A 26,299-nucleotide genomic window follows, 5' to 3' on the forward strand; every position below is an offset into this window, starting at 1 on the left:
TTAGGGATGCCCCTTTCGCGCCCGCAAGGCGGCCTCATATGAGCGACGGGCCCAGGTAGCCGCCTGTTCCGGGTCTTCCATGACATCGTCCGGGGCAAGGTAGTAAGACATTTTGACGGCCTTGCCGCCCTTGTCGTACTCGAATGGCCCCAGGCCCTCGCGCTCGAAGTCGCCCACGTTCTCCCGATCGGCTTTCAGGTAAAGGGCGTCATCGGCCACCAGCGCGAACATCAGGCCGTCATGGTAGATGCCGTAGCCACCAAACATCTTGCGAATGGTAATGGGGCCGAAGTATTGGAAAACTTCGTGGAGGTGATCGGTGTATTCGCTCATCCGCTTTTCCGGTTCCGCATCCTGATAATCCGGAACAGCGCATTCGGTGAGATCCGCTTGATCCAGAGTGCAGCCATTTCTTTGCCCTTGCCGACCGGGATCTCCCGTTTCCTCGCTTTAAGGCCCTTGAATATCACATCGGCGCATTCGTTCACATCCATACCACCGGCGATATCCTCATCTTCCTGACCAAAGGCCTTGCCATCACCGGCCAGCGCATTGCGGGAGATATCCGTCCGGATAAACCCAGGGGTAATCGTTGAAACGTGAATGCCCTGACCTTCCACTTCCGCCCGCAAGGCGTCAAAGAAGCCCATGACGGCGTGCTTGGCGGCACAATACCCCGTACGCTGAGGCACGCCCACCTTGCCAGCCACGCTGGCCGTCACAGCCAGGTGCCCGCTACCACGCTCCAGCATGTGAGGCAGTACCGCTTTGGTCAGCGCGATCTGGCCCATCACGTCCACATCCATCAACTTCTGATAGACCGACATATCGGTATCTTTGCAGAGCGAACGCTGGGACACGCCGGCATTATTAACCAGAAGATCAATGCCCCCAAAGGTATCGAGCACGCGCTGAACCGCCCCCGACAAACCTTCCCAGTCCGTCACATCCAGCGGCAATACCAACACCTGATCAGCCTCAAGGCCGGCCTCACGGCATCGCTCTGCAACCCGCTCCAGCTGACTTTCCCGCCGGGCAGAGAGCACAAGACGTGCACCATCCCGGGCAAACCGGACAGCCAATGCTTCACCAATGCCCGAGGATGCTCCTGTAATCCAGATGGTTTGAGTCGGCATAAATAGTCCTCTTTTATTGTTATTGCGAAGGGTCAATGAGTCCGGAACGCGGCACCAGACAATTCATCATGGTGATCGACACATCCCGAAAAACCGCGTCGGAAGCGATCACCCCCGGGAACGCGTCGTAGATCTCGCGCCGACATGTGGAGGTTCTGGATTCGCCGCGCTCAACGCATTCAGAATACGCTGCGCTCCCCTTCCTCCCACCAGAGGGCTCTTCGCAAAATGCCGGGATCTGAGTCACCACCCAGTCAACAACCTCGCTGCGCTCCGCCCGGTTGGCAGCCAGATTTGTGAAACGGGCGGAATTAACGGGATCTGGCTTGTCGCGGAACTGTTCCCATACGACGAAAGCCAGCGCGGCTGAAACCAGTATGACGGTCGCTTTGGGGAACTGCATAGAAAGGTTTCCAGTTTGATGACATGAGTCCCGGATCATAAGGGTCTTCCGCCCCCGAGCCAAGCCAGAGTACCCGGGACTCAGTTTTCCCCGTCAGTGATGCTCAGTCCCGGCCTCCACCGGTCGGCGGCTGAAAATGCCCACAATAGGTGTGCCATGGGCACGCAATATCGGTTCGATATCACGATGCAAGGCGTGGTACCGGTAAAAAGGCACGCGTGGGAACAGGTGATGAATGGAGTGCAGGTTCTGGCCGAGCCAGAACCACTCCAGCGGCTTCATCCACGTCGGCATGATCAGGCTGTTTGTGTTGCGATAGCGTTTCGCATCCTGATAGGGAATGTGTGGACGATAGGCAAACCAGTACGCCGTGAAGAAGCCGCCGAGCAGGTAGCCCAACAGGATAACGCTGAGGGTCCCGGGCTGATCCACCACCACAACAAAGGCCAGCCGCCAGCCCAAAGAAACCAGCACTTCCAGCCAATAGATGGCGCGATCTTTAAACGATGCCGTACCCCAGTGCTGCTTGACGAAAAAGCTGTTCTGAACCCAGAGAAATTTGATCACTGTCACCACTGCGGGGATCAAGCCCTTTCCCATCCCGCTGACAATATAATCCGGGTCCTTGTCCGGCTGATTGGTGTATCGATGATGAGTGAAGTGCTCAACCCGGTGCGATGCGTAAGGGATCGCAATCAACGGCGCCACCAGGTAGCCACAGAGATCGTTCAGCCACTTCAACTGCTCCTGCCCACCATGGATATTGCCATGCACCGCCTCATGCAAGGGCGTGTAGGACATGTAGGTCAGGGCCCCGAGAACAGGCAAAGCCACCCAGGCTGGTATCACCCCAAAAGCAAACAGCGCCAGATTCAGTACAAATCCGACAAATACGGCGGCTACCAGAACGACCGTGGGCCAGGACACATGCCCCATATAGCGTTTGGCGGATGCAATCGCCTGTTTATTGAGTACGGCAAGATCCTGTGACATTGAAAACCTCCGGATTGGACGTGGGTACGAATGCCAGTCTAATCAGGGCCAGAACAGCCAGACAGGACCGCAATGGCCATTCGGGAGGCATTTATGGCCACGGCGTCAGATTACTGTCCAAGAAGAGAGTGCCGGGGTAGACTTTCCACCATGTCGAACTTTGAAAACACATTGCATCCCGTCGCGATCAGCCAGGTGATGATCAACTTTGCCGCCAGCCGAGGGGTGGATCGCGATACCTGCCTGTTAGGCACAGGCATTAGCGACCAGGACCTGCTGGATGGCGAGGCGCTGATTACCCGGGATCAGGAAATGCGCCTGATCGAGAATCTGATACTTGCCCTGCCTGAGACGCCCGCGCTGGGTTTCCAGCTTGGCCTGCAATACAGCCTTGCGACCTTCGGCATATGGGGTTTCGCCATGCGCACCAGCCGGACCCTGCGGGAAGCGATCGCACGAGCCATGCGGTACCTGCCTCTGAGTACCGCCTATTGCAGAATATCGAGAATCGATGAAGGCAACTGTTTCGGGGTCGCGATGGACGCGCAACCCATTCCCCATCATCTGCGCCCGTTTCTCCTGGAGCGAGATCTTGCCACAGGCCTCAATCTCCTGAAGGAGCTCAGCCTGTCCAGTGTCGACATTGTTGCCCTGGAGTTTCAGGGAGCTCCGCCGGAGCATGCCCAGCGCATCGGACAATTGTGTGGCATCACGCCGACATACCACAGTGCAAGAAACGCCATTGTGGTCCACAGCGATGTTGCCGATCAGCCGCTGTCCACTTACGACTCGCACCTTGTCCGCATGCTGGACGACCAGTGTCGCCGGCGCCTGGAACGTTTGCAGACCAGCGGCCTGGCGGGTCAGGTGCGTCAGAAACTGCATGGCCCGCTGGGCCTGGTCGCCTCACTGGACGAAATTGCCCAGGCACTGGCTCTGTCACCACGCAGCCTGCGCCGTAAACTGGACCAGGAAGGCACCAGCTTCCGCATCCTGGTGGAAGACGAGCGCCGGCAAATCGCCCTGCAATTTCTCGATGGCAGCGACATGAAACTGGAAGAACTGGCCATCCATCTCGGATACACCGATACCGCCAGCTTTACCCGAGCGTTCCGGCGCTGGATGGGTTGTTCTCCGGGAGAGTATCGCCAGACCCAACGCCTTGATAGACTCTGAAACCACTGGAAAGACTCATACACATCCATCGATCGGGCCATGACACAACCCTACTTTCTCGGCTGCCCGCAGTGGCAACACCCTGCCTGGAACTCAAAACTGCCACCCGGCCGAAGCCCTCTCGAGCGCTACAGCAAGGTGTTCAACTGCGTCGAGGGCAACACCACGTTTTACGCCACCCCCAGCCAGGAACAATGTCGGCAATGGCGGGCTCAGGTTCCCGGAGACTTCCGCTTCCTGTTCAAGTTCCCGCGCTGGATTACCCACGACCGGCTGCTCGCTGGGCCCGGTTCTGAGGTACGGGACTTTCTGGACATCCTCACGCCACTGAACGACGTACTTGGCCCCTTTCTCGTTCAGCTTCCGGCATCGTTTGGTCCCGAACACCTGGACAATCTGTGGAGATTCACAGACGCCTTACCCGCGCCGCTCACCTGCACAGTTGAAGTTCGCCACCACGCCTTCTTCAGCAAGGGAGAGGCCGAGAAGACACTCAATCGCGGCCTGCGGGAGCGCGACATCGCCCGTGTATGTTTTGATGGCCGCGCTCTCTTTGCAGCGGAACCGGACAATGAGGTTATCCGGGATGCCCAGCGGAAAAAGCCCAGGGTCCCGGTTCATCTGCTCCCTGTCGAAGCACCCCCGGTAGTCCGCTATATAGGCCATCCGGACCTTCAGGCCAACCGCCCCTTCCTGGCGCCCTGGGTAGAGCGAGTGAGCACCTGGATTGAAGAAGGGAAGCAACCGTTTGTCTTTATGCACATGCCGGACAATAGCGATGCCCTGCCCCTGGCCCAGCTTTGGAATGAACTGTTAAGCAAGCGGATGCCGGGGCTGGAGGCCCTGCGACTTGGCGAAGAGCTGCCGCAGCTGGGACTCTGGAGCACACCGCCCCACCCTTAGCGGCGCTGCCGCCGGCAAGCCGAACTCAAAAGTTCTGATCCTGGTCTGCAACGCTTGGGGCAGTCGTCAGCCGGTATGCGTGAACTTCCAGATCTCCTGGTCCCCACGCCAGACCACTTCCACTTAGCCACTCATCAACCTCTGCCTGTAACGCCACGGCGATGTTACTGCTGCCCGGCGCTCCATACACAATAGCCAGAGTTTTCACACAAGAGTAATCAGCCCACTCGCCATACTCACTGCGTTGGTAGCCAGAAGGCGCGTCAGCAGTAAACCACTTCCAATGCGCATTTTTGGCCATTGCACGGCTCCCCTTAGCCTGCTCTGCCACTGTGAGAGTCTTCACCACCCCATCGAGGGTGGTGAGCTTTTGCTCCAGTTCGGGTGTCCGGGCTGCCACTTCCTGTTCCTCGCAGCCGTAGGCCTGTTCACCTCGGGTAACGGTGTAGAGAAAGTCCTCTCGGCCATGGAACTCATTGGCTTCCGAGGCCGGGGTATCAGCGCTGCCCTCCTCGGGAGTTGCATCAACCACCTGCTCCAGACGCTGGCTCCATAGCCCCTGCACACTGAAGCTACGCTCCTCCCCGGGCTGTGCAAACAAGCCTGTTGCCAACTGAGGCAGGGCGTTTCCACTCTCGCCCTCCCCGCTCTGCGGTTGAGTCACGAAGAACGATGTCGTGGCCAGGCCCGGGCCCACCAGGCCACCGTCAAGACCCGCCTGTTTTACTCGACGGACCAGAGCCATCCGTTCCGCGTCGTCGTATTCATCGTCAGTCATGTCTACCGGGAATCGCAGCGTTCTACCGGCCCCACTCTGCATCTTTTGGATGTAGACTCCCGGTGACCACAGAGAATACACCTGAAGCCCGGCTTCTCCTTCCTCCAGGCTCTTGATTTCCGTGCGGATGTCTTGATAGACCCCGGTGGTGAAAACCCCATGGGAAGCCTCGCGATGCTCAGCCGGGGCCAGGGTTGCTCTCACCCATTGTTTGATACGTGGCTCGTTATCGGAATAGTAGGAACGCCGCTCATTGTTCCATGCCAACAGCTGTCGGGTGAGCCAGCCGTCCAGCCTCTGCTGTACCCTCTTTCGGCCCGTGGCACCGTACTCGTCGCCCTCAAACCGGTAATCCATGCCGTCAGACCAACCGAGACCCTGTTCACCTGCAACCACCAGGTTGCCATCAGCGCGTTCGTGAACCGCCAGAATGGTTCCGTGGGCCTGGGCTGAGTCAAGATGGAATTGCTCACCCGACGGCGTCCGCTTCACCACGACGCCGCTGCCGCCGCCTAGCACCACGCTTCCATCAGTCAGGACCCGACCAGCAAAATACGGCGCTTTACTGACCGACTTGACCTGCTGCCAGTTGGCCCCGGCATCGGCGCTCTCATAGATCTGTCCGCCCTCACCATACACCAGCCATTTGTCGCCGCCAGAGAGTATAAGGATACCGTTCAGGGATCTGTAGCTAACCTGACCCAACGCTTCCCAATCATCTCCGTCATCGCCCTGACGATAGACATTGCCTTCGGACGACACCACCAGCGCCCGGCCTGCGGGTGTTACCGCCACTGCGTTCAGGTCCGACGGACGATAACGGTTGGGCAGAGTCTGCCGGGACCAGGTCTCGCCGCCATCGCTGGTAACGATAAGAAACCCGTCCGCTCCCACAATGTAACCATGGCCTTCGGAACCAAATGCGACATCCAGCGCGACAAAATCCGGACTTTCCAGGCCGCCCGGAGGCCGTTGCTGCCAGTTGAGACCTGCATCGTCACTGAACAGTACGGTACCGCGATGACCCACCGCCCAAAGCTCTTTCCCAGAAGCAGCGCTGACTGCCGTCAGCAACCCGCTTACCCCGCTGTCAACACTCTGCCAACTTTCCCCGGCATCGCTGGAACGCCATATCTGGCCAGACTCGCCCACCGCGATCAGGGTGTCACCAACGGCGGCAATATCCAGAAAGATGTGTCGCTGACCACTCCCTGAAGGCCACCCCGCTGCCTCATCCGTGATCACCGGAGCGGTATCATTCAGAAAGCCGTTCGCTTTCACCCACCACATACCCGACGCCAGCAGGAGGACGACAAGGGCCACAGTCAATATTCGAGAAACAGTCATTAAGTCCTTCCCTGAACGATAAATTAACGCAGGAAGGAGGGCTGCTGCCCCCCGCCCGCTGAATCCAGACTGATGTTCGCTACCTCTTCGCCGTGGCGGTAAGTCACCTTGCGGACAACCTGCCCGTCATAGCCGGTTTCGATCCATTCTCCGTGACGCTCACCGGCCTGATAGGATTCCTTCGCAGTCATTCGGCCGTCTTCCGTGAAGTGATAGTGAACGCCTTCGGGTTTGCCATTGATGTACTGGCCACGATGCAGCACCCGCCCATCGTCCGTGGTTTTGAGATAATCCCCATGGGGTTCTCCATGACGGTACTCAGCGACCTCCCGATGGCCCAGGTAACCCTGCATATTGGCGGGGCCATGGAGCTTGCCGTCACGGTAGTTGGAGAACTCAATGCGCTCACCCAAGACATCATAACTCTCCTGAAGACCATGCAACTCACCGGCCTTGTACCGCCGGGCAACGCGAGACCCATCCGCAGCGGTTTCCACCCAAAGGCCCGTTTTCAGACCGTTCTCGTAGGTGCCTTCCTTGCGAGCGCCATTGTCGGAGACTGTCAGGTGGGGGCCGTGTTTCTTGCCATCCCGGTAATGCTCTCGAATCGTACCGCTCCATCCGGATGTCAGCGCCAGGCCCTGCCTACCGTTCTCGTCGCTTTCCAAACGCTCGGTGAGCTGACCGTCAGCGCTGTAGACTTCCCGAAGCCGATAGTCGCCCTGCTCCTGTTCCCGGAAAGCGAGTTTTCCATTGTCATGAAAACGCTTTTCCGTACGCTCGGTTACCTGCCCGGAATCATCCAGAACCCGGTGGATATGACGTTTTTTGCCGCCGTCCTCCCGGTAATACACATCGTCGCCCTCCGGTTTTCCCCGGTGATTACTGGCCACATAGGTACGTCGCACCTGACCATTGCTGTGGTAGTCAGTTTGCGGCCCGCGCTGGTATCCCTGTTCGTAGCGGTGATCCGTCAGTTGTACACCGTCCCGGAACGTACGCATGACCCCGTGTCGTTTTCCTTCCTGGTAGTGTTCCAGTCTCGTCAGCCGGCCCTGGGCATCAAACCAGCTCTGCTCCCCATGCCGCTGACCGTGCGTATAGTTACGCAGGGACACCAGCTCACCGTCTTCGTACTCCGAAAAGGTGTCGTGATACTTGAAGTGAAGAATGGTGAATTCCTTCACCAGGCGGCCTTCGGCATCGAAGTCCCGATAGGTGCCGTCGGCCAGCCCCCCGCCGATATACTCGCGCTGGCTTTTCAGTTGGCCGTTAGGGTGGTATTCCGTAAAGGTGCCGTGCTTGACCGGGTACAGGTTTCCGCAGTCACAAACTTCGTCACGCGTGACGTAGTGGCCACTGGCTTTTTCCGTGCCATCCTCGAACCACTCCCGGAAGTCGCCTAGCAGCTCCTGCTGGTACCACTCAGGGTGGTGAGTGGTACCCTCAAGCTTCATGGCACCGGAGGCATAGTATATTTTGAGCCGGAAGAGCTCTCCGTCCGGCTCCAGGGGCAGGTCGTAATACGCACTCTTCCGGTGTGAGAGGTTGTCCGGGTCGTAATAGGCGCCGTCACTGTTCAGCCATACCCGCTGGGCGGACTGGACTGAAGTGGCGACAAACAGAAGCAGAAATAGCAGTACAACGTGTTTCATGGTCTCATCCTGGACGTTCGGCCCGTATCCTTACGGCAATGGCGGAAACTCGATATCAATCTGGCGGGATTCCTTCCCGGCCAGAACCGGAAAGGTCACTTCCTCAACTTTTCCCCAGAACCGGATCCGGCGGGAATCCGGCGCTGCCTCTTCACCCTGGTACTGGTCCATCCGCGACAGGATCACCAGCGGTTGCTGGTCACCATTGCGGCCAATCAGCGGGTATTGCTCACCAAAGTACGAACCGGATCGCATCGCCTGTACCCGATCTATATCGTTGTACAGCTGCTCACTGATTTCGATGGTGAACGGATCCACTCTTTGCAGGAACTCGCTGTCATCCACCGGCTCGGTACGCACGTCAATCCGCGTCAGACACTGGGCCTGCAGTGACACCTGCATGTCGTAGAAGAAACGGACGCCGTGATCTGTAGACAGAACCTTCTCGCTGTGGCCATAACCTCCTGCTGATTTCAGGGAAAGGGGGCGACCCTGGTGCTCAAGCGGCGAAAGCAGCCTGACACTGCAGCGATTGTCCCCCTGGTCCGGCATCTGCACGCTCAGGCGGTTGTTCCCCGCGCCCTCGGCTGAAACGCTGTCCATGTCTATTTCGGCGAACTCGAAGGTGGGCACTTTGTATTTATCCAGCACCCGGGTACCCACTACCGGCCCCCCCTTCAGAGTTTTCCCCGCACTTTGCACCGAGAGCACCTCCCGGTGAGGCTTCATTGGCAGAACATGGATCATAAGAGAGCTGATCGGTTCGCGCGTTCTCACTTCAATAATGCGGTCGCTCCCCACCCACTCGTCACCAAGCGGGTGCAGCTCTGGCCGAATGAAGCGGGTAAACGCCATAAAATCGGAATCTCGGTCGGTTGCTTCAAGAAAATCCGAGCGCAACGGCTCCAGCACAGAGATGCTTCGGCGGTATCCAAAATGGGTGATGGGCTCTCCATCGCTCCCCTGGGGCAACGCCGAGATTTGACTCCAGCGACCAAACGCTCCGTCGTCGGCGTGCGTCAGTTTTACCCTGGCCTGCTCGTTAGTCCAGTCCAGTACCTCCGCCTGATATACGCCTGCATCACCAGCAATCACGCCCCCTGACCGATCGATCTCAAACGACACCAGTTCCCCGGGCACCGATAGGGCCAGATCGAGCTCAAGGCGATCAATAGCCTCCAGCTCCTGTGCGGACAACTGGCCCACCTGAAACGGATTCCGATCCCGGGGCTCCTCCGTACCCAGCCCAGCCAGGGCCCCCGGGCGGAATCGCGGATTGACTTCGATGCCAGGCTTTATGGGGTTGTCGTCCTGATCCCACAAGCTCACTCCGTGCAATGACGTAAGCTCAACAAAGCTGTCCATCATAACCTCTTGAGACAACTGCAGGCCGCTGTCCCGGCCGCCTGGACCCGGCGGAAACCAAAGCATGGTGTCTTGCAATCGTGCCAGTCGCTCATCCAGGGCATCAGTAACAAATGGCGGCACCATATAACGACGCATGTCGGGGTCGTCCAGATCGACCGGGAATCCATTCAGAGCATTGATGGCCCAGCCTTCCAGCACCTGATCCGTCACCTTCATCGGATGACCCTGCTGGTACATACTCAGATAGGAGGTAACCTCATAGGTCCGGTCTCCATGGGACTGGCTCTGCCTGACCAACAGCCGGCCCTGCAAAGGCCAACCGGTGGCCCGCTCGAACACCAGGAAGCCGAGGCTACCGGGCTCTTCGTCAGCAACACCAGACTCCCTGAGAGTCACGGTAATCCGCTCCGGTGACAGTGCCACCACCTCATAATGCATGGCCGGCAGCTCAACAGCGCCACCTTCCAGCGGCTCAGACTGCCAGCTTAATCCCTTGCGCAAGGTTCCAGTCGGGAACTCCGGCTGGTACAGGCCCGCCAGCCCCATGGCTTTCCCCAGCTCACCGATGGCTTCGGGAGCGGAATCGGAGAGCTCCGAAAATGCGTCCATATCCGCGAACGAAAATTCCTGTAACTGGCCACGTTCGTCCACCACCTCATTGAGACCGGCACGCATCAATCGGGCGATCAGGTTCTCCTGCTCATCATCGGGATTAATGTCGTCGGTATCGAAAAGCACGCGTCGCCCATTGCCCATCAGCGCATGCACAACCGACGTGTTCAGCGACGCAGCACCATCATCCACTTTTTCTACGCGTGTATTAAGCACGTTTGAAATGGTCAGGGTCTCGGCACGGGCGTACCGGCCGCCTTTCTGGGGCTCAAGGTGAGTTTCGGAGGAAATAACGAAAGTGCGAGAGGTGCCCGGCTCCGGACTGAATGTCAGGCGCTCCTGGGAGAGCCAGACCAATACCCCTGCAGACACTGCAGCAAAAACAATACAACCAAAGCCAATCGCAACCTTGCGAGACATGCTAATCGCCCCTCCGTGGACAAACTGCCAGATTCTTGAGAGCAGCATTGTAGCGTCTACGCCCTGCTTTTCAATGACCCGTCTGATTGTCACTGTGTTGTGAAAATGTAAAGAAGAAGATTCCGGCATGTCATGTTGGGTCCGCGTTCAATATCATACCGCGCTCCCAAAATACCGTAACCAGACAAGTGGAGTGGGTTCATGAAAGGAAAAGTCGGGCTTGTAATGGCCCTGTTGATGATGGCAGGTTGCGCTACTGCTACCGAGGAACTGCGGATCTATACTGAACAGTATCCTCCTTACAACATGACCACCAACGGCCAGCCGTTTGCCCACTCGAAAAAAGACATAACCGGCCTCTGTACTGACGTGCTGAAGGCACTGGTGGAACAGGCCAACCTGGAATACAGCATCAAACTCCGGGATCTCAGTTATGGTCTTAACCGCACCGAACGCCACCCGGACCACGGCATCTATTGCGTATCCAAAACAGAGGATCGTGAGCCGTCATTCAACTGGGTGGGCCCGCTGTCGTCCATCAAGTGGACGTTGTTTGCCGAGCCGGGATCGTCGATCGAGCTGAAGAATCTGGAAGACGCCCGGGAGTACCGGATCGGTGGCTATAAAGGCGATGTCATGACCGGCTACCTGACAGACAAGGGCTTCAACGTGTCTGCCATCAGTAATAATGGCCTTAACGCTCGCCGTCTGGTTCAGGATCAGATTGATCTGTGGGTAGCGGACGGCCTGGCAGGCCCGTACCTGGCCGCTGATGCCTCAGACGTGACCGATCTCGAACCAGTCCTGGTCTTCCGCGAAACCCCCATGTACCTCGCGGTTCACAAAGACACCGATCCTGAGATTCTGCGCGCCCTGAATGAAAGCTATCAACAACTGGTTGAATCCGGGGAAAAGGATACTATTTCTCAGTCTTACGGCTTGTAACAGAGCCGGGCGACGACGAATAGGCCGCATGCAGCTGATTGTCCTGCTCAGCCAATACGGTAGCCATGCTTATGATTGCCCGCGCCATGCCGCGACCCAGATTTAACAGGATAACGCCGAAAGCTTCCGGGTCGCGCTGGTGCAGTTCTATGAACTGAGCGCAGCTGATCTCAAGCACGACCGAGTCCACATCCGCCGTCGTGCTGGCAGGGCGGTCCCTGAGGGCGATCATTGGCACGAAGCCCATGTCGTCGCCCGTTTCATGGCTGCGCGCGAGTGTCCAACCGCCATCATGCCTCGGCATGAAGGTATTAACCCTGCCGCTCAAAACAATATAGAAGGATTCGCTACGCTCACCGGCGCTATAAAGACGTTCTCCGGCGTCGAGCGCAATCACCCGCCCGCCTTGCATCAGACGCAGTATCACCTGGTCAGGAAGAGCGCCTAAAGTGGAAAGTTCACGAAAATAGGCGGGGCCCTGCGCCTGCCAGAATTCCAGGGCATCGATCTCATTCATGCGGCTGCCACTCGGTGTTTCTGGTTCCCTGCTCTTCTGAGTATAGCCTATCGTCCCAGCCCAAACAGGGCTCCGCCGCCCCCGAGATGTTCCCGGAACTCCCTGTTAGTGAGGCAAATGCGAACTGCCACTAACAAACCGAATGTTACAGTTCGTAACCATCGAACTGTGAAGACATTCCCTACCTGGCTCGCACATTCCGGGCACAATCTTGGTCCCCCTTGGCGCAAGGGGTCATCAGGGAGTTTTTCAAAATATTCCTGGCAAAGAACCAACAAGGAAAGGTCATGCAGTCCCCTACCGAACGTGCTTTATCCCAACCTCAGAGCGCTCTTACCCTGATTCTCACCTCCAGCCTTCTGCTGGCTGGCTGCCTGGACAGTGGCAGTGGTGACAACAAAAACGACTCATCCCATGGCACATCTCCGCCGGCGACCTCAACACCGCAGACGACAAGCTCACCGACACTGGACGAACAGCTGCGCAGCGCCAGTCCCTGGCAAGCCATACCGATTCCGGAACCAAACGAGCTGACGACGCCGGATGTCATGGACCTGGAAGACCAGGAAGCCATCCTTGTGGAAGCAAGGCCGGGCCAGTGCCTGTCGAGTCGCAACGACCCGCCAGTACCCGGTAGTACCGTTACCCTCGCAACCTGCAATGGCTCTGCGCGGCAGCAGATATTGCGCGTGGATAAGCTACTCAGCTTGGGCGGGCTTTGTATAAGCGCCCGAACCAATAAACAACCCATATTGGAAGCCTGTACAGCGGGCAAGGCCAGCCAGCAGTTTGAACTCAAGCCGGACGGGGCCATGGGCCTGGTTGGTTCCAACCAGGTGTTTGATGTGACCGGTGACCAGCGTATTGTCACCTGGGCCGCCCACGGCGGGCACAATCAGCGCTTCAGCTTTCTGAGCGACGTTCAAGACAAGGTAGACAGCTACCCGGTAACCGTCGACTTCCCCATCACCGACAGCACCCAAGCGACCCAACAGGCTGAACTGGATGCGCTCAATGCCATGCAGCCACCAGCGCCCCAACTGTATGACCGCAGTGACTTGCTGCATCTATTTGCCGGCGATGTGCCCACCGATGCCGAGCGGGTTGCCATACGCTTTCCCGTGGACCGTCGCTTCGACAATGGAAGCGTGCAGGGCTGGAGCGCGCAACTGAAAAACTGGACTTTCAGCCGCACCTACGCTGCGCCGGGAGAGATTGTCCGCATTCACGTCGAAGATGATAAAGCACAGGCCGAGGGCCTTTTCGCCATTATCAACGTACGTACAGACAACCTCCGCCTCGGACATGGCAACAGCGATGACGAGCTCAAGCGCCCCGGCAGCCTGAGCCTGCGGGTCGCGCTCCAGGCTGGGGACAATTATGTCCGCAATCCCTATGGCGGCAGCATCGTGATCGAGTCTACCGGCAACGATGAACATACTTCCTGGGTCCAGGTTCTCGGCGGCATCCGCCAGCCCTTTTTTGACCTGACGAGCCAGGATCACGAGGACTGGCTGGAAGCTCGCCACCACCCCGCACCCTTTGCCATATTACAGGCCCCGCAAATTGCTATAGGCCTGTACGACCGCGAGCGCTGGGAAGCCATAGACCAACCTGTTGAACTGATGCAGAACTACGAGACGGTAATGGAACTGAGCCGCCACATCACAGGTTTCGACCGTGACGGCACCGGCGTTCACCGCTGGCCGGATGGCCGCCAGTTTCTGGTCCAGGATGTGGAAATCAGCGCCGGATTCGCCCATGCGGGCTTTCCCATCATGGCGCAGCCCGGATTCCGCATCGATCGGCTGTCGGACAGCGTCTTCAGCTGGGGCGTGGCGCACGAAATTGGCCACAATTACCAGCATCAGTGCCTTTCATCCTACCGCTATGGCGTAGAGTCCACAGTCAACCTCTGGAGCAACTACGTTGAAGAGCAGGTGGGACTGCCCGCGCGCATTGAAAGCGATAACCGATACGACAGTGCCATCAGCCGTCTCAACGACGTCAGTGGCTTTAATGATTTCGATGTGTGGGAGAAACTGATTTTTCAGATGCAGATGATCTATGGCTTGCCTGGTCACTGGGACAACTACCGTAACGCCCTGCGACAATTGCGCGAACTCCCCGGGGACCGTCGCAACCAGATCTGCAACAGCGAGCAGGCTCAGTGGGATATCTGGTACGAAGTGATGAGCGAAGTCAGCGGCTATGACCTGACAGACCACTTTAACACCTGGCAGGTCCCCATCAGTCCGGAAGCCATTGGGAGAGTCGAGGCCCTGAGCCTCCCCAATCCGCCGACGGACCTGTCGCAAGTCCGCGGCAGGCCCTATTGAAACGTGCTTCCACTCAACCGAAGTAATCCTGCATCCAGTCAAACAGCGTGCCCACATCCATATCGGACAGGGGCACCTGTTTGAAATCGTTGCCAACCTCATCATCCATAGTCACAAACTGGTAGAGCACCATACCGGGTTGTCCATCGTGCAGGATGAGTGTGATGCGGCGGCGGGTGCGCAGGCAGTCGATGGTCATGACATCGGCGGGGATACCGGAATCCCGCATGCCGCGGCGCACTTCCACCACCGGGTTAATGTGCTGGTGAGTGGCCTGGATTCGGGCATGGGCATCGCTGGCCATGTCGGACAGGGTTTTCAATGGCTCTTCTGACATTGGCCGAGTGTCTCCTCTTGCTGGCTCGCAATATGAAGGGCGTATTCTGCTAGAAGCGTGCCCTGCCCCGCAACAGCACCTGCATGTCGTCGATGCTGTCGTCCCCATCCAGCGGAAAAGCAAAATCCAGGTGCAGCATCCTCTGCACCTCAATCCGGCTCGACGCCAGCCGCAGCCCAAAACCCACGTCTTTCAGCACGCCTTCATCCGGACCGTTGTTCCGGCCGTCACTGAACCAGGCTCGCCCTATGTCCGTGAACAGAACGCCGCCAAGACGAAACAGTTTGAAAGGATGCCAGTCCGGGAAGTAGCGCCGCTCGATCGTCCAGAGCGCCCGCCGGTTACCCTGCTGGTACTCGCTCGGATAACCGCGCAGGCCGGTATCACCGCCGATCAGTAGCTGCTGGTCCACGGTCAGGTTGTGGGCAGCAGTAAAAGACAGATTGGTGTACCAGCTGTTCCAGCGCACCGAACCACCATGGAAGTATTCCACACTGAGTGTCCCCAACAGGTTCTCGACCCGGCTCTCATCGAATCGCCAGGTGCCACTCTGGCTGAACCCGTAGCTGGCGTAATTGGTATCGGTGGTCAGAAGCGCGTCGCGAAAATCCATATTCAGTACGGCGCGGTCCTCGGTGGCACCGAGCCCGGGGGAGGAATACCCCAGTTCCGTGCGCCACACAAAACCGTCCCGCACGTCCTCCACCCGCTGTAGTCGGGTCAGATTCGTCATTTCCCGGAACCGGTTCTCGCGGTAGTCAAAGCCAATCCACGGGTAGCTCACCGTTCGATCTTCCGGTAACACGTCAAGGTTGGGCTCATCCGGCAGACGTTCGAAATCCAGTGCTTCATAGCGGTAGCCGGCCAGCAGCCTCACCTGGCGATCATTGCGCTCCGCCAGCCGCCATCCCACATCGACACTGACGTAGTCGCGGCTGCGGCGGTAATCCGCAATGTCTTCCGCACCCACAAAGCGGGACTCCTCGCGCACATCGTCCACGCCACTCAGTCCAACACGCCAGTTCGCCTGCTCGCTGTAGAACGGGCGTTCCAGGTAGGCACTGCGACCACGGCCATCGCTTCGTCTATCGTAGGCAAATCCACTCTGCCAGTGGGAACCGAAGACGTTCGGATCATCAAAATACACACTGGTTTCGGTGCGGTCGGAATCCCTCGTGTAGGACACCCCCACGCTTTTTCCGGACCCCAGAAAATTCGGGTCCGACAGCCCGGTGTTGGTCGTGTTGTCGCCGCCGGACCGCGAAGCCCCAACGGTGGGCAGCAGCGTCCAGGTGTCCCGCACCAGAACACTCACCTCTACCTCATTGCCGCACACATGGGTCACACCGACCCATGCAGCCGTCAGGTACTCGCGTTGACGGAGGATGCGTTCGGACTCGGCGATCAGGTCCGGTTGGTAGACATCACTTTCTTCGAATACCAACTGGGCGCGTAAAGCAGACTCCCAGGTGGGCGTATTGAGTGCGTTCAGCATCCGGTAGAGAACATTGTCCTGTTCCGGATCACTGACATCGAAAATCGGGCGGCGAACAACACGAATCCGACCAATGCGGGCCCCCTCCGGAATCACCAGGTCACTCTGCCGCGCCAGCTGGTCCCGGGGCTGATCAAGATCAATCGCCTCCGGCTGAACTTCGCTGGCAACACAGTTTTCTGTAGGGGGCTGGGCCCCGGCAGACAGGCTGAGAAGAGATATCCAATAAACCAGCAGGGGGCGACACATTCTAAGCATCATCCAACTATAGCGCCTGTTCCGGCCTGCGTCAGTGACAAGGCATGCCTTGAACTTATAGACATCGGCGTTATCAACTGTTCCAGGTATGTTAGGGTAAATGCTTTGATTTCTGGAACGTCCGGCCCATGCGCATCCGAATCACCCACCAAAGAATCACCATTGCACTGCAGCTGATTCTGCTGGCAGAGACAGTCTTCGCCATATGGGGCCAACGCTGGTTTACCGCGTTCCTGACCGCCATGATCATCGCGATCACGTTCTTTCCGGTGCTATTTGAACGTCGGTTCCGCATACACATCCCGCCAGAACTTCAACTCGCAGCTATCGGGTTCGTGTTCGCCTCCCTGTTCCTGGGCGAGATACGCGATTACTACACCCGATTCTGGTGGTGGGATATGGCATTACATACCCTGTCCGGCTTTTTGCTTGGCATTCTCGGCTTTCTGCTTGTACACATAATGAACGAGACTGAGAAAATCCAGGTCCACATGAAGCCTGGTTTTGTGGCCTTTTTCGCGTTCATGTTCGCCTTGGGCGTGGGTGCGCTGTGGGAAATAGTCGAATTCACCATGGATTCCGTGTTCGGCATGAACATGCAAAAGCCCATGCTGGGTGACCCATCCGGGCTGACGGATACCATGTGGGACCTGATCGTCGATGCCCTGGGCGCTCTGGTAATTTCGGTACTGGGCTGGCGCTACCTCAAGAATCCCGGTGCGCGATCATTCCTGGAACGCTGGATCGACGCGTTCATTGAGCGCAATCCCCGGTTCTTCAGGCCGTGAAGGCACAACGGCCCCGGTCAACAAAACAACAAGGAGCTAACGAAAATGACCACACTGATCGTAGGTTTGGTTCTGTTTCTCGGTCTGCACTCGCTGTCCATCGTCAACGAGCCGCTGCGTAATCGCCTGCATGCCTCCCTGGGCGAAGCCACGTTCAAGGGGCTCTTCTCGCTGGCCTCCCTGATCGGTCTGGTGCTGATCATCTGGGGCTATGGGGCCGCCCGCCTGGATCCGACGGTGGTCTACATGCCACCGGGCTGGCTCCGGCATCTGGCCATGCTACTTCTGATTCCGGTTTTTCCGCTGCTGTTCGCCACCTATTTCCCGGGTAAGATCAAGGCAAAACTGGGGCACCCGATGCTGGTGGCGGTCAAACTCTGGGCGCTGGCTCACCTGCTGGCCAACGGAATGCTTCATGACCTGTTACTGTTCGGCTCCTTCCTGGCATGGGCCGTGGTCGACCGGATCTCCCTGAAACGCAGAGCCCAGCGGCCCATTGCCACACTCCCGGCCAGCAAGGCGAATGACGCCATTGCCATTGTCGGCGGCCTTGCAGTGTATGTGGTGACGGTGTTCTGGGCTCACCAGTGGCTCTTTGGTGTGGCGCCGGTCTGATAAACACGTTCCTGCATCCTGATCAGTGGCGTTGGGTTGAGGTGAGCAGTATTTAAAGACTGTCCGACAGCAGCTCCAACGCATACTGGGCCGCCACCGAATTGCCGTTATCGTCGAGCGCCGGCGACCAGACACAAACGGAGAAGCGGCCCGGCACGATCGCCACGATGCCGCCACCGACGCCACTCTTGGCCGGTAGACCGACACGGTAGGCAAACTCACCAGCAGCATCGTACATACCGGAGGTAAACAGTAGAGAATTGATTCTGCGTGCCAGTTCCGGTGCCACGAATTGCTCGTCCGCCTGTCGCGAATATCCCTCTGCGGCCAGGTAGTTCAGCGCCACCGCCAGATCAACGCAACTCATGTTTAGCGAACAGCAGGCGAAATAAGCGTGGAGCACATCATCAACCTCGTTATGGATGTTGCCGAACGCTTTCGTCAAATAGGCCACCGCGGCATTCCGCGAACGGTGTTCCCATTCCGAGGCCAGAACACTCCGATCGATCAGGATGGACGAATTGCCAGACAGACGCCGCGCCACATCCTGGATGACCTGCGCCGGCGTCGCGAAGGCGCTGACCAATGAGTCGGCAACGACGATTGCACCGGCGTTGATGAATGGATTTCGCGGCTTGCCCCGTTCCGCCTCAAGCTGCGTCAGGGAGTTGAACGGCATGCCCGAAGGATTGAGCCCGACCCGCTCCCAGAGTGCGTTGCCGATGGCGCGTAGCGACAGAGTCAGCAGAAACACCTTCGATATACTCTGGACCGAAAATGACTCCCGGGCATCGCCAGCCGCGTAAACGCGGCCGTCGTTGGTGCAAATCGCAATACCGAAGCGATTTGCATCCTGCTTTGACAGCGCCGGAATATAGCTCGCAACCTGCCCTTGGCCGAGCCGGGTACGCGCCTGTTGGTGAATACCTTCCAGCCACTCCTGCATGTTTTCAGGTCCGTCAATCGTCGATGATTTGCCCAGGCGCGAAGCCATCCTCACGCCCGGAAATTGCGCCAACAGATTCACCGCGTAGCTGCAATGCTTTCAGCAACGAACGGGGCAGCCCTTTGTCGGTCTTCAGGTTCGATCTTCCAGGCTGCGGCGTCGATATCGAGATCGGCAAAGTTGGCGGCATCGAAAACCGGTTGCTTGATACCGGCTTCTACCTGGTCATCGAAATCACGCAGGATCCTCAGTCCTGGCTGCATCAGCATGATCAACGCAAGCAGGTTCGCCAGTGCCAGCAAGCCCATCGTCACGTCTGCAAACCCGAATACGGTTCCCAGGTCGGTAGTTGCACCCCAGCCACACAGGCCGATAACGGCGATGCGGAAAACGTTGAACAGCGTGCGATTCTCTTCGCTAAAGAAGTTGAGGCTGTTCTCGCCCAGGTAGTAGTTGTAAAGAATGGTGCTGAAACCGAAAAGCAGCAGCGCAATGCTGACGAATTCGCGGCCCCACTCACCCACATGACTGGCCAGCGACATCTGGGTAAGCGCCACCCCGCCGATATCGCTGCCCTGGGTCGGGTCGTAGGCGGTGCCCATGAGAATGATTAACGCGGTACAGGTACACAATACAAGGGTATCAATGAACACCGAGAGCGCCTGCACCCCACCCTGGTTTACCGGGTGCGGTACATAGGCCACGGCGGCGACGTTCGGCGCACTGCCCAGTCCCGCTTCGTTGGAAAACAGCCCCCGCTTCACACCCATCAGTATGGCAGCGCCAATACCACCACCGACCGCAGGCTCCAGGCCGAAGGCGCTCTTGACGATCAGCGCCAGCATCGTAGGCACCTGATCGAGATTCATTGCCAGTACGACCACCGCGATCGCCAGGTAACCAAATGCCATGACCGGCACCAGTACTTCAGCCGTCCGGGCAATCCGTTTGACGCCACCAAAGATGATCACCCCGACGGTGATCGCCATCGCGATGCCGGTGTAAAGCACGGGAACACCGAAGGCATCCTCGAATGACGTAGCGATGGAGTATGACTGCAGCGCAGTGAAGCCGAAGCCAAAGGTCACTAGCAGCAGGATTGAATAGACCACCGCCAGCCAGTTCCACTTCTGCCCCAGCCCGCGTGAGATGTAATAAGCCGGGCCGCCACGAAAGGTGCCATCAGGTTCGGCCTTCTTGTAGGCCTGCGAGAGAGTACACTCCAGGAAGCTGGTCGCCATGCCCATCAGGCCGACGACCCACATCCAGAATATGGCACCGGGCCCACCGAGGGTGATGGCGACCGCAACGCCGGCGATATTGCCGCCGCCGACGCGACCGGCGACAGACAGCAGCAACGCCTGGAACGAGCTCAGGTGGCCTTGCTTGTCACGACTGAACACTTGGCCTGTGCCAAAAATTCGAAACATTCGGCCGAAGTAACGAAACTGTACGAAGCGCGATGCGACGGTAAAACCGATACCGACCGCGATCAGCATTGCGATAAGGACATAGCCCCATAGGATGTCGTTGAATAGTTCCAGCATCGGGAACCTCCACGTTTGTTGTTGTGAGTGTGCGGCACCCCTCTAACGACGGTGCCGCCACAGATAGAGCAAGCACTGCGCCAGGCTCGAAGAACTTCCTTAAGCCCTTGTTAAAAAAGAATAAAAAACGGAGATGAGCGGAAGTCGCTTACGTGGAAGGGGTATAACCTGAAGGGGCAAAAATCGACGCAGGCAAACATCAATCTTTAATTATCAATTAGTTACTAATGTTTCGCGAGGTTATAGCAGATCGAAAGGTTATAGGGGTTCAGCCTTCACCATGGCGATCAGGACTGCTGCTTTTTTATTCGTTTGCTCAACGCCGGCTGGGAGATGCCCAACAGCCGCGAGGCAATGGACTGGTTACCCTCGGCACGCCTCATCGCCTCCTGAACCAGCAAATCTGCCACATCACTCAGCGCCGGCAACGGCTCATCAGCAACGAAAACAGAGCGGCGCTCGACGGGCGCGCAAGGGGCTTCCGAATCATTAAAATCAATGGCTCGCTTGAAAACACTCATCGACAACATGCGGGAACGGTGAACGCTCACGGCGTCATACACCATCGCCCGCAACTCCCGCACGTTGCCGGGAAAGGCGTAGTTGGACAGAAGCACCGGCAGTTCACCTGGAACAGCCGGCTTGGTTTTACCCATCTCCTCGGCAGCCTTGGCAAGAAAGTGCTCCAGCAACAACGGGATATCCTGCTTGCGATGCCTTAACGGAGGTATCTGCACATGGTGGGTACGCAGGCGGTAGTATAGATCCTTGCGAAACTCGCCCGCGGCCTGCTTCTTTGCCAGGTCCTGATGGGTTGCAACCAGCACCCTGGCCCGCAGCTGTTTCGGACGGTCGCTACCGAGGGGATAGTATTCCCCCTCCTGCAGCAGCCGCAGCAGCTTGACCTGGGAGGCCATACTGAGATCGCCAATCTCGTCGAGGAACAGCGTCCCTTCCGCTGCCTGCTCGATCATCCCGGCACGCGCACTGTCGGCACCGGTAAACGCACCACGCTGGTGGCCGAACAGGGTGTCCGCGAACATGTTGTCATCGAGCCCGGCGACATTGACACAGACCAGCGATCCCGGGCGTTCGCTCAGGGTATGTGTCGCGCGGGCGATCAGTTCCTTGCCGGTCCCGCTTTCGCCGCAGACCAGGATCGGCTCGCGGCTCACCGCCACCGACTCCAGGTACTGGAACACTGAACGCATACCCTTATCACCAGTGATAATAGGCGCGAAAGCCTCGGGGTAATCCAGCGTGTCATTGAGGACATGTCGGCGCAGGGCCTGGTTTTCCTGCCGCAACTCCTGCAGCCGGATAGCCCGCTTGATACCCTCGATCAACCGGTCCTGCTCGTCGGTTTTGACGAAATAGTCGAAAGCGCCGAGCTTGATACAATTGACGGCTGTTTCCACCTGGTTCAGCCCACTGATGACGATCACACCCACATCCGGGTGCTCCTCGACAATCTGGTGCAACAGCTTTTCGCCACCAATGTGCGGCATGGTCAGATCAAGCGTCACAAGGCCGATATTTTCCCGAGCCAGTATACCCATCACGTCGCGGCTGTCCTGACAACGGTGAATATTGGTGATACCACCGCCGCGTTCCAGTGCAATCCCGAGACTTCGCAGAAACGAGGGCTCGTCGTCTACCAGCAACACACCAAACGTGGGGTACAGGTTCTTCGTCATCGAACGTGGCTCCAGTCGCATCTGAGGATATTCACGGGGTTGTGTCGGAACTTTCAGGCTGCAGTGCCGGCAGAGACAGTCGAACGGTGGTTCCCTCTCCTGCTTTGGAATCGAAGGTCAGTCGCCCCTGATGTTCGTGCACAATACCGGCCGACACCGAAAGCCCGAGACCGGTGCCACCACTCTCGCGTTTGGTGGTAAAAAACGGATCGGTCAGACGGTTCATGACGTCGGGGGCCATACCACAGCCCTGATCCCTGACCTCCAGCAATACCTGGGGCTGCCCCATTTTATCAGTATCGGTATAGGTTCTTAGAAATATACCCTGCTGCGGATTTTCCAGCGCCTGGCAGGCATTCACGATAAGGTTGATCACCACCTGCTCGATCCGCTGGGCATTGCCCCTCACTGCCGGCAGATCCGCACCGTAGTTAACCTCAAAATGACATGTCGCTTTGCGGATTGAATTGTCCACCAGCCGGATTGCGGTCACAACGATGGCGTTGAAATCCGGGATCTCGGTCAGGTCCGTACTGCCGTCGCGGGAGAAGTCCTTCAGGTCGCCAACAATTCGTTTGATGCGTTGGCTGCCTTCCAGCATTTCGTCAAGCATAAGGGGAATCTCATCCCGCATACGCGAGTACTCAAGCCCTCCGAGCATGAAATCTCCATGCTCGCGATAGTGAGCATCAAGTATGTCCAGGCAATCTGCATAGGCGTCCTGTAGCACCGGCAGGTTCAGCAGCAGGAGGCTGCTTGGGTTGTTGATCTCATGAGCGACACCCGAGACCAGCACACCCAGTGACGTCATCTTGTCGGCCTGGATCAACTGCTGTTGATGTTCGCGCAGAGACCTGGAACGGCTGTCCACTTCCCGCTGTAATGTCCGGTTCCAGATCACAATACTGCCCAGGATCAACAGCAGTGTGCCGGACACGGCCGCGCCGACCTGACCGATCAGCTTCCATGGAATGCCGCCATCCTCTTTAAGCGGCCCCAGCCATTCGTCGTAGATCTCCTGATAACGGCCCGTATTCTTGAGAATCGCCACCCCCTCGGAAAACTGGGCCAGCAGATCGGACTGCCCCTTCCTGACAGCATATCCATACGACAACGAGAAGGGTCTCGCCACCGGCACGATGTTGGTCAGGCCCAATTGCTGTGTCAGGTAGAGCGCCGGCAGATTGGCAACCAGCGCATAATCCCCCTTCCCCGAGGCCAGCAAGCGTAGTGCGTCGGCGTGGGTGTCGACAGGAAGCAGCCTGGCGCCGACCTGATGCTCAATCAGGTAATCCTCCATGATGTCGCCACGCTGTACGATGACTTCTTTTCCCTTAAGGCCGCTCACATCGACAACCGGATCGCCACGCCGGGCAAAGATTGATTGATGCACAATCGCATGGGGTGGCGAGAAGTCGAAGACCTTGGCGCGCTCATCGGAATACGACATCCCCTGAAGCACATCGATCTCGCCATCGACAAACCTTTTGCGCATCTCGGACCACTCGCCCAGCTCGAATTTGACGTTGATGCCCATGACCTCGGCAATCGCCCGGGTCAGCTCAACATTGTAGCCAGCGGGCTCGCCGTTCTCGTCGATAAACTCATAGGGAGGATGATAGTGGTCTCCGCCCACAATGATCTGCTGCTTGCTGCGCTCAAGCGGGGCTGCCTCAATCGACAACGAGGTCACTACACACAACAGCAGTGACAACAGCTGAAGCCAACGAATGGCGGCCTGGTCCGTTGAGAAAAACTGCACTCGTTTCATTGTCTGCTTCAGCCCAGTGGAAGATAAAAGGCGCCAGATGGGCAAGATTTCGTTTCAGCCTTGTCCGGTAATCATCGCCTGTATGCCTGCCTGTTTTATGGAGACAGACGGAAACGCAGACTAGCACCCGTCCGGGCTCTCGGAAAGATACTGTACGCAATGGAAAGCGAAGGAGTCGGCAACGGTTGCCCCGGGAGCAGACTCCCGGGGCCTTGTATATGACTTACCGAACAATCATATTGGTTGCTGTCGCGTGGGCATACAGCTTACCTGCTTCATCGCGGAGGTAGCCCTCAGAAATCACCAGCGAACGACCGGCGTTGATGACTTTTCCCTCAGCAATCATGTTGGTGTTGAACGGAATGGGCCGGCACATCTTGATATTCAGGTCGGTTGTACCGTAGCCCTCCCCCGCCTGCAGCACCGTGTGGGTCGCACACCCGGTGACAGAGTCCAGAACCGTTGCGGCAAAGCCACCATGCACCCCGCCCAACGGGTTGGTATGGCTGGCATCCGCCGTGGCAATAAACACAACGCGACCATGCTCCACCTCAGAAGGTTTCATCGGGATGGTCTTGGCGATTCCGGGCGTAGGAAATAAGCCCTCGGCAAATGCCTGCATGATTTCGAGGCCGGTCATCTCTTTTGGATCAATCATCTTTCGATACTCCTTCATTCAATTACGTTCAATGGTCATGCTCAGTGGGCCGCTTTAGCGGCCTCGCCGCCCAGACCAATCATTTCCCTGGTTCGCGCAACCAGATCGGATTCATCCACATCGTTCGGGTGAAAATCCGTCCGGTAGTAATCCAGAAACTGAGGGATGAATATTTTGTAGTGCTGCTGGGCAAAAGCAGCGAACCTGCGCCAGGATTTAAGATTGAACAGCTGGCCATCACGCTTCATCAGCACAATGTGATACACCGTCGACATGGTCGTGATCAGTGCAAGGCTCAGCGTGAAAATGGCAACCCGCGGCAGGTAGGCAGCGAGCCCTTCACCGTAAAGGTACTGGTACAGATCGTAGGCGACCGCCTTGTGTTCAGTCTCCTCAATGCTGTGCCACAACCACAGATTACGAATGGTCTGGTCGTTCATCAGGGTGTGGGTGCTTCTCATCATGGTGGTCACCAGCACGGCGGTGTAATGCTCCAGACCCACCGTTATCAGCAAGTTCCATTTTTCAGGAAACAGGGATTCTATCCCCTTCAGGATAATACCGGTGACGCGCTCCAGAGACTCCGGATCCAGGTCATACTGCTGAGCACTGACATGAAACGCATGATGTTCCTTGGAGTGCATCGCCTCCTGGCCGATAAAAGCGCCAATATCCCGATCCAGTTGCTTGTTGGCTTTCGCCAGGGGCCGCAGTGCACGCACTGAACGTACAAAGTAAGACTCGCCTTCTGGGAAGAGCGTGGATAGCCCGGTGAAATAGTGTGTAAGGGATGGCTCGTTATCACACCAGTACTTTGGCATGTCGTCGAACTCATAATCCATGCGTCGCACCGGGAACGAAGTAGAAGCTTGGTTGTTGGCTGTAGGCATAACGGATGTCCTCATTGCGTTCTAAAATGGAACTCACCGTCACAAACCTATCCTGTGGTACTATTCCAGTCCATACCTTTTTAGAACGTGCATAGCAGTTGTCCCAATCTGAACGACGCCATCACTGACGAGACTGTCCTGAGACAGCGAGGGGGAAATCAGCATGAAATGGCATGAACTTGGAGAAAAAAGCTGCCCGGTCGCGCGCAGCCTGTCTATTCTGGGTGATCGCTGGACGCTACTGATTATCCGTAATGCATTCCTGCGCACCTGCCGATTCGAAGACTTTCAGAAACAGCTCGGCATCACCCGCCATCTGCTTTCGGATCGTCTCAATCGGCTGGTGGAGAAAAAGGTCTTTAAGAAGGTTCTGTACCAGGAAGCCCCAAAACGTTATGAGTACAAACTGACCGAAGCGGGGCTGGCGCTTTACCCGGTCATGCTGGCGCTTACCAAGTGGGGGAACACCTGGATGAACGAAGACGGCAGCCATCCGCAGCTGGAGTATGTCCACAAACCCTGCGGCCATAAAACCAGCCCGGAGTTACGCTGTACGGAGTGCGGCGAAGAAATCCACCCCAGAGACATGATGCCGATGCTGGACGGCGTGCAAGATAACGCAGATCTTCCCCTCGCCACCCCAGATTTCCAGGGTGGCTGAGTTCGATAGCACATAAGACGCTCCGGTCTGATCTGGCGGATCAT

General features: G+C 57.6%; 23 protein-coding genes. 7 read left to right on the forward strand and 16 right to left on the reverse strand.

The annotated features are described in order from the left end of the window. The 4 genes from ACJO3M_RS02635 to ACJO3M_RS02650 all read right to left on the reverse strand — a co-directional run bounded on the left by ACJO3M_RS02635 (position 1) and on the right by ACJO3M_RS02650 (position 2,532). A complete protein-coding gene (locus tag ACJO3M_RS02635) occupies positions 1 to 333 on the reverse strand; it encodes a TfoX/Sxy family protein (RefSeq protein WP_406999457.1) in 333 nt (110 codons plus the stop codon). Next, positions 330 to 1,136 carry an SDR family oxidoreductase gene (locus ACJO3M_RS02640; protein WP_406999459.1) on the reverse strand — a complete coding sequence of 269 codons (807 nt, stop codon included), beginning with the start codon at positions 1,134 to 1,136 and terminating at the stop codon, positions 330 to 332. Before ACJO3M_RS02640 ends, ACJO3M_RS02635 begins: the two co-directional genes overlap by 4 nt. 19 nt (positions 1,137 to 1,155) lie before the next feature. Beyond that, positions 1,156 to 1,539, reverse strand: a complete 384-nt coding sequence (locus ACJO3M_RS02645; RefSeq protein ID WP_406999461.1) for a hypothetical protein — start codon at positions 1,537 to 1,539, stop codon at positions 1,156 to 1,158. A gap of 93 nt (positions 1,540 to 1,632) precedes the next feature. Next, complete coding sequence (locus ACJO3M_RS02650) at positions 1,633 to 2,532, reverse strand: fatty acid desaturase family protein (protein ID WP_406999463.1); 900 nt, start codon at positions 2,530 to 2,532, stop codon at positions 1,633 to 1,635. A 150-nt stretch (positions 2,533 to 2,682) separates the two neighbouring features. Here ACJO3M_RS02650 and ACJO3M_RS02655 point away from each other — a divergent pair, with 150 nt between their 5' ends. Both ACJO3M_RS02655 and ACJO3M_RS02660 read left to right on the forward strand, forming a co-directional pair. After that, complete coding sequence (locus tag ACJO3M_RS02655) at positions 2,683 to 3,708, forward strand: AraC family transcriptional regulator (protein ID WP_406999465.1); 1,026 nt, start codon at positions 2,683 to 2,685, stop codon at positions 3,706 to 3,708. 39 nt (positions 3,709 to 3,747) lie between these two features. Then, the gene (locus ACJO3M_RS02660; RefSeq protein ID WP_406999467.1) at positions 3,748 to 4,611 is read left to right on the forward strand and encodes a DUF72 domain-containing protein; all 864 of its coding nucleotides are present in this window, start codon (positions 3,748 to 3,750) and stop codon (positions 4,609 to 4,611) included. Positions 4,612 to 4,636: 25 nt separating this feature from the next. Here the strand turns inward: ACJO3M_RS02660 and ACJO3M_RS02665 are convergent, their stop codons facing one another. From ACJO3M_RS02665 to ACJO3M_RS02675, 3 genes are read right to left on the reverse strand one after another with little or no spacing between them, the layout of a single operon-like run. Further along, positions 4,637 to 6,736, reverse strand: coding sequence for a WD40/YVTN/BNR-like repeat-containing protein (locus tag ACJO3M_RS02665; RefSeq protein WP_406999468.1), 2,100 nt, complete (start codon positions 6,734 to 6,736; stop codon positions 4,637 to 4,639). Between the two features lie 23 nt (positions 6,737 to 6,759). Beyond that, entirely contained in the window at positions 6,760 to 8,391 is a 1,632-nt protein-coding gene (locus ACJO3M_RS02670) for a toxin-antitoxin system YwqK family antitoxin (protein WP_406999470.1), read from the reverse strand. A 30-nt stretch (positions 8,392 to 8,421) separates the two neighbouring features. Further along, complete coding sequence (locus ACJO3M_RS02675) at positions 8,422 to 10,791, reverse strand: hypothetical protein (RefSeq protein ID WP_406999472.1); 2,370 nt, start codon at positions 10,789 to 10,791, stop codon at positions 8,422 to 8,424. Positions 10,792 to 10,992: 201 nt separating this feature from the next. On the opposite strand from ACJO3M_RS02675, the gene ACJO3M_RS02680 reads away from it, so the two are divergent. Continuing rightward, positions 10,993 to 11,736 carry a substrate-binding periplasmic protein gene (locus ACJO3M_RS02680; RefSeq protein ID WP_406999474.1) on the forward strand — a complete coding sequence of 248 codons (744 nt, stop codon included), beginning with the start codon at positions 10,993 to 10,995 and terminating at the stop codon, positions 11,734 to 11,736. Here the strand turns inward: ACJO3M_RS02680 and ACJO3M_RS02685 are convergent. Further along, the gene (locus ACJO3M_RS02685) at positions 11,711 to 12,253 is read right to left on the reverse strand and encodes a Crp/Fnr family transcriptional regulator (RefSeq protein ID WP_406999476.1); all 543 of its coding nucleotides are present in this window, start codon (positions 12,251 to 12,253) and stop codon (positions 11,711 to 11,713) included. The genes ACJO3M_RS02680 and ACJO3M_RS02685 overlap by 26 nt on opposite strands. A 287-nt stretch (positions 12,254 to 12,540) precedes the next feature. Here ACJO3M_RS02685 and ACJO3M_RS02690 point away from each other — a divergent pair, with 287 nt between their 5' ends. Then, entirely contained in the window at positions 12,541 to 14,592 is a 2,052-nt protein-coding gene (locus ACJO3M_RS02690) for a M60 family metallopeptidase (RefSeq protein ID WP_406999478.1), read from the forward strand. 13 nt (positions 14,593 to 14,605) lie between these two features. On the opposite strand, the gene ACJO3M_RS02695 is transcribed toward ACJO3M_RS02690, so the two are convergent. Next, entirely contained in the window at positions 14,606 to 14,929 is a 324-nt protein-coding gene (locus ACJO3M_RS02695) for a hypothetical protein (protein ID WP_406999480.1), read from the reverse strand. Between the two features lie 49 nt (positions 14,930 to 14,978). Next, on the reverse strand, positions 14,979 to 16,685 hold the full coding sequence (locus tag ACJO3M_RS02700; RefSeq protein ID WP_406999482.1) for a BamA/TamA family outer membrane protein: 1,707 nt from the start codon (positions 16,683 to 16,685) through the stop codon (positions 14,979 to 14,981). Between the two features lie 125 nt (positions 16,686 to 16,810). Here ACJO3M_RS02700 and ACJO3M_RS02705 point away from each other — a divergent pair, with 125 nt between their 5' ends. Continuing rightward, a complete protein-coding gene (locus tag ACJO3M_RS02705) occupies positions 16,811 to 17,470 on the forward strand; it encodes a DUF2238 domain-containing protein (RefSeq protein WP_406999484.1) in 660 nt (219 codons plus the stop codon). 45 nt (positions 17,471 to 17,515) lie between these two features. Next, positions 17,516 to 18,085 (forward strand): NnrU family protein, encoded by a 570-nt coding sequence (locus tag ACJO3M_RS02710; RefSeq protein ID WP_406999485.1) that lies wholly within the window; start codon positions 17,516 to 17,518, stop codon positions 18,083 to 18,085. Positions 18,086 to 18,137: 52 nt separating this feature from the next. On the opposite strand, the gene glsB is transcribed toward ACJO3M_RS02710, so the two are convergent. The 6 genes from glsB to ACJO3M_RS02740 form a co-directional block, all read right to left on the reverse strand. Further along, positions 18,138 to 19,031, reverse strand: coding sequence for a glutaminase B (glsB, locus tag ACJO3M_RS02715; protein ID WP_406999704.1), 894 nt, complete (start codon positions 19,029 to 19,031; stop codon positions 18,138 to 18,140). Positions 19,032 to 19,108: 77 nt separating this feature from the next. Continuing rightward, positions 19,109 to 20,578, reverse strand: coding sequence for an alanine/glycine:cation symporter family protein (locus tag ACJO3M_RS02720; RefSeq protein ID WP_406999487.1), 1,470 nt, complete (start codon positions 20,576 to 20,578; stop codon positions 19,109 to 19,111). Positions 20,579 to 20,865: 287 nt separating this feature from the next. Beyond that, positions 20,866 to 22,275: a sigma-54-dependent transcriptional regulator gene (locus ACJO3M_RS02725; RefSeq protein WP_406999489.1), complete on the reverse strand. Its 1,410-nt coding sequence runs from the start codon at positions 22,273 to 22,275 to the stop codon at positions 20,866 to 20,868. 31 nt (positions 22,276 to 22,306) lie between these two features. After that, positions 22,307 to 24,046, reverse strand: a complete 1,740-nt coding sequence (locus ACJO3M_RS02730) for a transporter substrate-binding domain-containing protein (RefSeq protein ID WP_406999491.1) — start codon at positions 24,044 to 24,046, stop codon at positions 22,307 to 22,309. 223 nt (positions 24,047 to 24,269) lie between these two features. Then, on the reverse strand, positions 24,270 to 24,704 hold the full coding sequence (locus ACJO3M_RS02735) for a PaaI family thioesterase (RefSeq protein WP_406987089.1): 435 nt from the start codon (positions 24,702 to 24,704) through the stop codon (positions 24,270 to 24,272). Positions 24,705 to 24,745: 41 nt separating this feature from the next. Then, positions 24,746 to 25,594, reverse strand: a complete 849-nt coding sequence (locus tag ACJO3M_RS02740; RefSeq protein WP_406999493.1) for a metal-dependent hydrolase — start codon at positions 25,592 to 25,594, stop codon at positions 24,746 to 24,748. A gap of 163 nt (positions 25,595 to 25,757) precedes the next feature. Between ACJO3M_RS02740 and ACJO3M_RS02745 the strand changes: the two genes are divergently transcribed. Further along, positions 25,758 to 26,255, forward strand: coding sequence for a winged helix-turn-helix transcriptional regulator (locus ACJO3M_RS02745; RefSeq protein ID WP_406999495.1), 498 nt, complete (start codon positions 25,758 to 25,760; stop codon positions 26,253 to 26,255). The last annotated feature ends 44 nt before the right edge of the window (positions 26,256 to 26,299 follow it).

It is taken from the genome of Marinobacter alkalisoli, assembly GCF_045449795.1.
Taxonomy (GTDB): Bacteria; Pseudomonadota; Gammaproteobacteria; order Pseudomonadales; family Oleiphilaceae; genus Marinobacter.